Raw genomic sequence first — 7,663 nt, 5'->3', positions numbered from 1 at the left:
CGACGCCGACATCAAGCGCCTGAGCGCCAACGCCTGAGCGGCCCTGCGCCGGCCGGTCTCGTCACCGGCCGGATTTCGGCTCATACCGCGCGCGTCATTCGCGAGAGAGGCGCGCCGTGAAAACCTATCAGCTCTACATCGACGGCCAGGACGTCGATCCGGTCGAGGGTTCGTGGTTCGAGTCCGTCGACCCCTACCGGGGCGAGCCCTGGGCCCGGATTCCGCGCGCCTCCAAGGCCGATGTCGACAAGGCGGTCGCCGCCGCCAAGCGCGCCATGTGGGACGGCCCCTGGGCCACCATGACCGCTTCGGCCCGAGGCAAGGTCCTGCGCCGGATCGGCGACCTCGTGGAACGCGAGGCGAAGGCCCTCGCAGAAGTCGAGGTCCGCGACAACGGCAAGTTGTTCGCCGAGATGTACGGCCAGACCCGCTACCAGCCGGAATGGTGGTGGTACTATGCCGGTCTCGCCGACAAGGTCGAGGGCGCCCAGGTGCCGATCGACAAGCCGGAGACCTTCGCGTTCACCCGGCACGAGCCGGTGGGCGTGGTCGGGGCACTTACCGCCTGGAACTCGCCGCTGCTGTTCGTGGCCTGGAAATGCGCCCCCGCGCTCGCGGCCGGCTGTGCCGTGGTGGTCAAGCCGTCGGAATTCGCCTCCGCCAGCACCCTGGAATTCGCCCGCCTGACCAAGGAAGCCGGGCTCCCGGACGGGATGTTCAACGTCGTCACCGGCTACGGCGGCGAGGCGGGCAGCGCCATCGTCGAGCACCCGGACGTCGCAAAGATCACTTTCACGGGCTCGGATGTCACCGGCGCGAAGGTCTACGAGGCGGCCGCCCGTCAGATCAAGCGCGTGTCGCTCGAGCTCGGCGGCAAGTCGCCCAACATCGTGTTCGCCGATGCCGACCTGAAGGCGGCCGCCGCGGGCGCGATCTCGGGCATCTTCGCGGCGACCGGGCAGACCTGCATCGCCGGGTCCCGCCTGCTCGTGCAGAACAGCATCCGCGAGGAATTCGTCGCCCGGTTGATCGAGCTGGCCCGCACGGCCAAGCTCGGTGACCCGATGCAGGCGGACACCAATATCGGCCCGATCACCACGCCGCCGCAATACACCAAGGTGCTGGACTACATCGCGCTCGCCAAGAGCGAGGGCGCGCGCTGCGTGCTCGGCGGCAATCCCGCCTCCGGTCCCGGCGTGATCGGCGGTCAGTTCGTCGAGCCGACGATCTTCACCGGGGTCACCAACGACATGCGCATCGCGCAGGAGGAGGTGTTCGGCCCGGTCCTGTCGATCATCGGGTTCGAGGACGAGGCCGAGGCGCTCAAGCTCGGCAACGACGTGATCTACGGGCTCGCGGCCGGCGTCTGGACCCAGGATATCGGCCGGGCTCTGCGCATGTCGAAGGGCCTGCGCGCCGGCACGGTCTGGGTGAACACCTACCGAGCCGTCAGCTACATGATGCCGTTCGGCGGCATGAAGCGGTCCGGCATCGGCCGCGAGAGCGGCATCGAGTCGATCCGCGAGTATCTGGAGACCAAGAGCGTCTGGATCTCCACCAGCCGCGACACACCCGAGAACCCGTTCGTGATGCGGTAGGGCTCTCAAGCCGCTTCGGCGGCAGCAGTCTCGGCGCAGCGGTTTTTGGCCCCTGCGCCGGGGAAGCGCCTATTTCGAGAAATGCGTGGTTGACATCCGGTCGGTGACGAGTTCGAACGACACCCAGTCGTATTGCTGCACCGGCTCCCGCCGGATCAGCTTGAGGGCGTCATCCACCGCCCGGCGGGCCTGCAGGCCGGCATCCTGATAGACGGTCACGGCCATGCGCTTGCGCTGCATCGCCGCCAGGCCGTCGGGGGTCGCATCGATCCCGCCGATCAGGATCCGATCGGGCGGGATCCCGGCAGCCTCGATCGCGTCGGCGGCCCCGATGGCCATCTCGTCGTTGATGGCGACGATCGCGTCGAGCGCGCTGCCCTTCGCCAGCCATCCGGCGACGAGCGTCGCGGCCATCCGACGATCCCAATCTGCCGCCCCCTCTTCGACGATGCGCAGTCCCGGGAACTCGGCAGCCACTTCCTTGGCGCCCTGCGCGCGCAGGGCGGTTCCCGAATGCGTCGGGGGGCCCTTGATGATCGCGACGCGGCCCTTGCCGTCCAGCATCTGCGCGAGCTTCCGCATCTGCAGCCGGCCGGCGACGAGATCGTTGGACAGGACGAACGCGACACGGCCGGCAAACCAATCCTCGCGGGGGGCCATATTGGCGTAGACGAGGGGGATGTCGGCTTCCTGCGCGAGCCGCGTGATCGTCGCGTTCGAGGCCGTATCGACCGGCAGGACCAACAGGGCGTCGACCTTCGCGGCGATGAAACTCCGGACCTGCTCGACCTGCCGCTCGCCCGCTCCCTGCGGGGCATAGGCGAAGGTCACCGAAAGGTCGGGTTTCGTCTTGGCGTAAGTCTCGATGCCGTCGCGGAGCAATGCGGTGAACCCGCTCGGCTCGATCATCGTGACGCCGATCGTGGTCGCCGAAGCCGGCATTGTGAGGCTCGCGAGCACCACGGCCCACACCGCAGGCTTCCGCCCCCTGACCCCAACGGAAGCCCGACAGAGGCCGCGGAGATCGATGCGCGAGCGGAGCGCCCGGGCGAGCGTTGGGGCCAGGGCCCGCATGCGGAGCGTTCGGATCATGGCGCTTGCACATCCTTGGACTGCGCGCGGCCTCGGCGACCGGTCCGGTCCGGAGATACGCGCAGGATCAACACGTCTGAGCTGGGTTTACCGGCGCCGAACGTCGGAACGGTCCGCGTCGGGGGCGATGTCGGAGCGGGTCGGTTGCCTGTTCCCGCATCGCGCGCGCGCCGCATCAGGCCGCCCGGATGCTGCTGAGGAAGCGCTGGACCTCGTCGCCCAGCCGCTCGGCGTCGCGCGACAGGGCGCTGGCCGAGGTGAGCATCCGGTCCGCGGCCGCGCCGGTATGCTCCGCCGTTCCGGCGACCGTTGTGATGTTGGCCGTCACCTCGCCGGTGCCGTTGGCGGCCTGCGAGATGTTGAGGACGATCTCCTGGGTGGCAGCGCCCTGTTCCTCCACGGCCGCGGCGATCGAGGCGGCGGCGCCGCTCATGTCCTGCACCCGGGCCGCGATTCCCTCGATCGCCGCGACGGCGTCGGACGTGGATGCCTTGATCACCGAGACATGGCTGGCGATGTCGTCGGTCGCGCGCTTCGCCTCGCCCGCCAGCTGCTTGACCTCGGCGGCCACCACCGCGAAGCCACGGCCGGCATCGCCCGCCCGCGCGGCCTCGATGGCGGCATTGAGGGCGAGCAGGTTAGTCTGCGCCGCGATCTTCGCGATCAGCCGGACGACGTCACCGATCCGGTCCGCCGCGCCGCTGAGCACCTGCACGAACGCGATGGTCTGTGCGGCTTCCGCGGCGGCGCCATTGGCCATCGCGGCGGAGCGTTCGGCCTGTCGCCCGACCTCCTGGACCGAGGCGCCGAGTTCGTCGGCGGCGGCGGCGATCATCCGCACATTCGACTCGGCCTGCTCGGCCGCCGCCGCGACCGTCGTCGACTGGGTCGCCGTCTGACCGGCGACCTCGCTCATCTGGTGCGCCGTTCCCTGGAGCTGCGTCACGGCCGAGGCGACGGTGCCGACGATCCCGCCGACGGTCTCCTCGAAGCGCTCGGCCATGTCGCGCAGGACGACCTTGCGCTGCTGCTCCGCCTCCTGGCGAACCCGGGCCGCCTCCTCTTCCAGGGATTTGGCATGCAGCATGTTCTCCTTGAACACCTGCACCGCCCCGGCGATGGCGCCGATCTCGTCGCCCCGCTCGCCCCCGGGGATCGCTACGGCAAGGTCGTTCTCGGCGAGACGCGCCATCACCCGCGTGATCATCGCGATCGGCGCGGCCACCCGGCGAACGATGAACCAGCTGATCCCCAGCGTGAGAATGGCCGCGATGGCCAAGGCCGCGATCACCGCCAGCCGCGAGGAGGCGCCGACGGCATCGGCGGCCGCCGTCTGCTCGAAGGCTCGCGCCTGCCGGTGGACCAGGACCGTATCCACCGCCTGGGTGAAGGCGACGGCGTCGGTCTGGAACGGCACGGCGAACACCGTATCGGCCAGTTCCCGCTCGCCGGCCCGATCCAGAGCGGTCGCCTCGGCCTCCACCGCCAGAAAGTGCTGCCAGGCCTCGCGCAGCCGGTGCGCCAGTTGCTGCTCATCGGTTCCGGCGACGGTCGGCGCATAGGCACTCCAGGCGGCGGAGAAGGCCTCCTGGGCTCGGACGGCATCGGCGAGATAGCGGCGGCGCTCATCGTCGGAGTGCGCGTTGTGTGCCAGCACGTCCAGGGCCCGCAATTCCTGGCTCAGTTCCTTCATCCGCCCGAGGATCGTGACGGCCTTGATCTCCCCGGCGATCGTTCGGCTGACCTCGTTCATCATGCCGATGCGAAAAACAGAAAACAATCCTATTGCCGCCGATACAACAAACAGCGCGACCGAAGATCCGATGATGATGGAACGCAGATTTAAAGACGAGGTTTTTCGCGGCTGTGAAGAAGCGGCGTCCATATGCCATGTCCAAGAATACTGATATTATTTTCCTATCATACTCTCGCAAACAAATCAATAACTTAACGCTACGCATTTGATGCTCTCGAGATGCAATCCTCGGGCGATTTGAGATCTTGCTGTCTGTATCGACTAAAATATACAGGCCGTCAGAGCATGCGAAGTCCCATCCGACACAGAACATCGACTTCCGTCGATGACGCCAATAGACTGTCGTCCGTCAATACGGCTCGACGGGGCCAAGTCCCGTCCCCGACGCGGCTCAGGCCTGGACATTCATCTCGGGTTGCTGGCACCGGATCAGGTGGTCCGAACGGGGATCACCGAGCCGCGATACCGGTCGCGCATGAACCGGGCCACCTCGGCGGAAGTCAGCAGGGCGGCGAGACGCAGGATCCGCTCGTCCTTCGCCAGGGCTTGCGTGGTCACCAGGACATTCGCGTAGGGATTGCCCTCGGCGCGCTCCAGGGCGAGCGCGTCACGAGCCGGGACGAGCCCGGTTTCGAGGGCGTAATTGCCGTTGATGACGGCCAGGCTGACGTCGTCGAGGGAACGCGGGAGCTGCGCCGCGGCGACTTCGACGAAGCGGAGGCTCTTCGGATTCTCGGCGACATCCCGTGCGGTCGCGAAGGCCCCGTCGCCACCGGGGCGGAGCCGGATCAGCCCGCTCTCCTGCAGGAGCTTCAGGCCGCGGCTGAAATTCGTGACGTTGTTCGGGAGGGCAACGCTCGCCCCCTGCGGCACCGCGGCGAGCGTCGTCACGCGTCGGGAATAGATCCCCAGGGGTTCGATATGCACCGCAGCCACCACGGCGAAGGTCACGCCGAGCTGGGCCTCCTCCGCGTGCAGAAATGGCGCGTGCTGGAAGAAATTCGCGTCGGCATCCCCGTCCCGCAGGAGGGCGTTCGGGCGGATATCCCCGCTGGTCTCGATGAGCTTCAGCGGAAAGCCCGGCGCGAGCGTCCGCGTCACGAATTCGAGGATCTCCGAATGCGGCACCGAGGACGCGACCACCCGCAAGGGGGCGGCCGCTCGGGCGCCGCGCGCCGTCAGGACCAGAGCCCCGGCGAGGACGGTGCGGCGGGTCGGTGAAGGCATCGGCATCTCGCGGGCCTGCGTGAGACGGGGAGGGGTGGGCCGATCGGCCTGCGAGGGCCGCGCCGCTCACGAACGATCGGCTGCGGCGGCCATCAAGGAAGGGCGGCGCTGGCGATGGTCGTCGGCGGATCGCCCAGCAGGATCGCCCGCAGGGACCCTGCCGCGCCGGGCCGTGATTGCGCGAGGGCACGGCGAAGCGCCGCGATCGGCTTCGCGCAGGCGGGTCGCGCCGCGTGATGAACCAGCGACGCGGCGCGTCTCGGTGTATCATCGCCAGGGCTCATGACCAGCATGTCGGACGAACGCCGCGCGAGGAGCGACGCCAGGCCGGGGGCGCCGGCCCGAACGCGCCTGAGGGCCTCGTCGAGCGCGACGAGGTCGCCCTGCGCCAGGGCATGACAGGTTTCCGCTTCAGCCTTATCCGCTAGGACGAGGCGCCCGAGGGCACGGATGCTGGCGTCATCGACAGCGCGCAACCGCTGTCGCAGCGCCGCCGATGCCCGCTCGCGCAGACCAGCAAGGGCCTGCGCCTCCGTCCGACCGGCCAGATACCCCTCGCGATACCAGGTGGCGATCGCATCGACCGCCCCGGGATCCAGACCGGACAGGATCGGGAGATTGCGGAGCACCTCCGCCCGGGCCGCTTGCGGACTGGGATCGGCGTCGAGGGTCGAGTCGGGGAACCGGTCGCTCCCGACCATCTCGGTCACGACGCCCGCCTCGCGAAGCCGGGACGGCTCGGGGGTCCAGATATCCGCGGGCGCCACCGACAGGGTCCGGGCCACGAAATCCGAGGCCAGGCCCGCCGCGAGATACGCCGCGCGCTCGGCGGCGGGGTCGACCGTCTCGATCCGGCCATCCGGTCCCAGCTCGTAGGGGGCGTGAAACCCGAGTTGCGCCCCCGTCGCCAGGTAGCGCGCCCGGCCGCGGACGAACACGAGGGTGCAGGCCGAGGCGCAGGCATCGGGCACGTAGGTCGCGAGCCGCCGTTCCGCGACCAGCGCTCCGAGCGCCACAGCCTCATCGACCAGGCCGCCATCGCTGGTCAGATGGATGCGCTCCACGCCCGGATTCGCGGCCAGCAGCGCCGCCACCCGCGCCGCGACGCCCTCGATCAGGTCGCCGGCCAACCGGATATCCCGGCCCCCCGGGCCGAGCGCCACGTGCGCTGCCACTTCGGGCGATCCGTCACCGAGCCGTTCGGCTTGGACGGCACGCGCCGGCACGGCGGCGGACACCACCCCGTCTTCCAGCGGCGCGATCGCAGCGAAACAGGCGGCGCCCATCAAGGCGACGCGCAGGGCCGCCTTCGCCGGGTGAGCCCACCCGGACGTCAGCATCGTCTTCATGGCGAAATACTCCAGCCCGGGTCGTCGCGCGTGGGACCGGTCGCGGGGATGTTCCGCAGCGGTCGCTGCGCTGTCAGGCGTTCGAAGGCGGGGAGCCGGCAGAGCCTATTGCAGGTAGGCGACGAACATCTCGGCGACCGCTCGCGCCGCGTAAGCGGACGGCGTCTCGCCGCGCCAGACCGGAAACGCGTCGACGATCTCTCGGCCATCGAGGATCTGGGCGACCTCGTCGGCCATCAGCCCTTCGTCGAGGGCATTCGCCAGGGCAGCGCGCCCATGCGCGTGATAGGGCGGCAGATCGCCGGGCCGGGCGGGCTGATCCGCAAATTCGAAGGCGAAGAGCCCCCGTGGGGCCGTGTTGTTACGGAACGTTGTGGAATTCAGGGTGCCGTGCGTGCGCATCGTCAGTCGTCTCCAAAATCAGGTTGCGTGTCGGTCTCTCGAACCGACAACACCGCGCCTGAGACGACTGTGCAGCCAGGGTTTTCCGTCCGTCGATACTCACGCGACTCTCCATCCGGCGGGTTTATCGTCCGCTTCCGGGACGGGAGAAGATTAGTATGTGGGGGCGGAAATGTGCTTCCAAACTTCCGCCTGCATGCAGTCCGGTATCGTCGCTCAAGCGGAGGTCGGGAGCAGGG

The 7,663-nt window shown here is 68.9% G+C and carries 7 protein-coding genes; 2 read left to right on the top strand and 5 right to left on the bottom strand.

All coding sequences use genetic code 11. The annotated features are described in order from the left end of the window. The first annotated feature begins 116 nt into the window (after positions 1–116). Positions 117–1,598 carry an aldehyde dehydrogenase gene (locus WYO_RS01420; RefSeq protein WP_007558156.1) on the top strand — a complete coding sequence of 494 codons (1,482 nt, stop codon included), beginning with the start codon at positions 117–119 and terminating at the stop codon, positions 1,596–1,598. A gap of 69 nt (positions 1,599–1,667) precedes the next feature. On the opposite strand, the gene WYO_RS01415 is transcribed toward WYO_RS01420, so the two are convergent. Then, positions 1,668–2,540, bottom strand: a complete 873-nt coding sequence (locus tag WYO_RS01415) for a substrate-binding domain-containing protein (RefSeq protein WP_047170710.1) — start codon at positions 2,538–2,540, stop codon at positions 1,668–1,670. A gap of 325 nt (positions 2,541–2,865) precedes the next feature. Further along, positions 2,866–4,470, bottom strand: coding sequence for a methyl-accepting chemotaxis protein (locus tag WYO_RS01410; protein ID WP_244424022.1), 1,605 nt, complete (start codon positions 4,468–4,470; stop codon positions 2,866–2,868). Here WYO_RS01410 and WYO_RS32070 point away from each other — a divergent pair. Next, the gene (locus WYO_RS32070; RefSeq protein ID WP_244424024.1) at positions 4,397–4,597 is read left to right on the top strand and encodes a hypothetical protein; all 201 of its coding nucleotides are present in this window, start codon (positions 4,397–4,399) and stop codon (positions 4,595–4,597) included. The genes WYO_RS01410 and WYO_RS32070 overlap by 74 nt on opposite strands. Positions 4,598–4,875: 278 nt before the next feature. Here the strand turns inward: WYO_RS32070 and WYO_RS01405 are convergent, their stop codons facing one another. The 3 genes from WYO_RS01405 to WYO_RS29250 form a co-directional block, all read right to left on the bottom strand. Next, the gene (locus WYO_RS01405; RefSeq protein ID WP_128754904.1) at positions 4,876–5,673 is read right to left on the bottom strand and encodes a MetQ/NlpA family ABC transporter substrate-binding protein; all 798 of its coding nucleotides are present in this window, start codon (positions 5,671–5,673) and stop codon (positions 4,876–4,878) included. Between the two features lie 92 nt (positions 5,674–5,765). Beyond that, positions 5,766–7,022, bottom strand: coding sequence for a hypothetical protein (locus WYO_RS01400; RefSeq protein WP_007558146.1), 1,257 nt, complete (start codon positions 7,020–7,022; stop codon positions 5,766–5,768). Positions 7,023–7,127: 105 nt separating this feature from the next. Continuing rightward, entirely contained in the window at positions 7,128–7,424 is a 297-nt protein-coding gene (locus WYO_RS29250; protein WP_007558144.1) for a hypothetical protein, read from the bottom strand. Between the last annotated feature and the right edge of the window lie 239 nt (positions 7,425–7,663).

This window comes from Methylobacterium sp. GXF4, from assembly GCF_000272495.1.
Taxonomy (GTDB): domain Bacteria; phylum Pseudomonadota; class Alphaproteobacteria; order Rhizobiales; family Beijerinckiaceae; genus Methylobacterium; species Methylobacterium brachiatum.
The sequence above is the reverse complement of the archived record's forward strand: the minus strand, read 5'-3'. Positions and strand labels throughout refer to the sequence as shown.

Excerpts from the sequence above, each read along its gene's own strand:
- WYO_RS01415 (WP_047170710.1), bottom strand. The coding sequence starts at position 2,540 with ATGCCGGCTTCGGCGACCACGATCGGCGTCACGATGATCGAGCCGAGC.
- WYO_RS01405 (WP_128754904.1), bottom strand. The coding sequence starts at position 5,673 with ATGCCTTCACCGACCCGCCGCACCGTCCTCGCCGGGGCTCTGGTCCTG.
- WYO_RS29250 (WP_007558144.1), bottom strand. The coding sequence starts at position 7,424 with ATGCGCACGCACGGCACCCTGAATTCCACAACGTTCCGTAACAACACG.
- WYO_RS01400 (WP_007558146.1), bottom strand. The coding sequence starts at position 7,022 with ATGAAGACGATGCTGACGTCCGGGTGGGCTCACCCGGCGAAGGCGGCC.